2 rRNA genes are annotated in these 1,108 nt (G+C 57.9%); both read right to left on the reverse strand.

Features of this window, described 5'->3' with window-relative positions:
- Positions 1-738, reverse strand: a 23S ribosomal RNA gene (locus ACIQUR_RS35180); the annotation flags it as partial.
- A 285-nt stretch (positions 739-1,023) separates the two neighbouring features.
- Positions 1,024-1,108, reverse strand: a 16S ribosomal RNA gene (locus tag ACIQUR_RS35185); the annotation flags it as partial.

Below are 1,108 nucleotides of genomic sequence, written 5' to 3' on the forward strand. Positions count from 1 at the left end.
CGGACTCGCTTTCGCTACGGCTTCCCCACACGGGTTAACCTCGCTACACACCGCTAACTCGCAGGCTCATTCTTCAAAAGGCACGCAGTCACGAGGATCCGAAGATCCCGACGCTCCCACGGCTTGTAGGCACACGGTTTCAGGTACTATTTCACTCCGCTCCCGCGGTACTTTTCACCATTCCCTCACGGTACTATCCGCTATCGGTCACCAGGGAATATTTAGGCTTAGCGGGTGGTCCCGCCAGATTCACACGGGATTTCTCGGGCCCCGTGCTACTTGGGAGATGAGCAAGCAAGCCGTACAGATTTCAGCTACGGGGGTCTTACCCTCTACGCCGGACCTTTCGCATGTCCTTCGCCTATCCATACGGTTTCTGACTCGCCTCACAGCCGGCAGACTGTGAAAGCTCATTCCCACAACCCCGCATGCGCAACCCCTGCCGGGTCTCACACGCATACGGTTTGGCCTCATCCGGTTTCGCTCGCCACTACTCCCGGAATCACGGTTGTTTTCTCTTCCTGAGGGTACTGAGATGTTTCACTTCCCCTCGTTCCCTCCACACTGCCTATGTGTTCAGCAGTGGGTGACAGCCCATGACGACTGCCGGGTTTCCCCATTCGGACACCCCCGGATCAAAGCTCAGTTGGCAGCTCCCCGGGGCCTATCGCGGCCTCTCACGTCCTTCATCGGTTCCTGGTGCCAAGGCATCCACCGTGCGCCCTTAAAAACTTGGCCACAGATGCTCGCGTCCACTGTGTAGTTCTCAAGCAACGACCAGCCACCCATCACCCCACCAGACAAACCGGTGAGTGCACTGGGGCCGGCATCGCGAAGGTCCAGCCAACCGGCCGTACCCTCAGATACCCAACAACGTGCCCGGCACGATCCCGTCGATGTGATTCACGTTCCACGCCGAAGCAGTACTAGTGATCCATCTTGTGAATCGTGCCGAATAGTCAACGTTCCACCCATGAGCAACCGTGTGAGTCATGCGCTCACAGTCGGCTATGTGCTCCTTAGAAAGGAGGTGATCCAGCCGCACCTTCCGGTACGGCTACCTTGTTACGACTTCGTCCCAATCGCTGGTCCCACCTTCGACAGCTCC

Origin of the sequence: Streptomyces sp. NPDC101132 (assembly GCF_044759225.1) — a bacterium.
GTDB lineage: Bacteria > Actinomycetota > Actinomycetes > Streptomycetales > Streptomycetaceae > Streptomyces.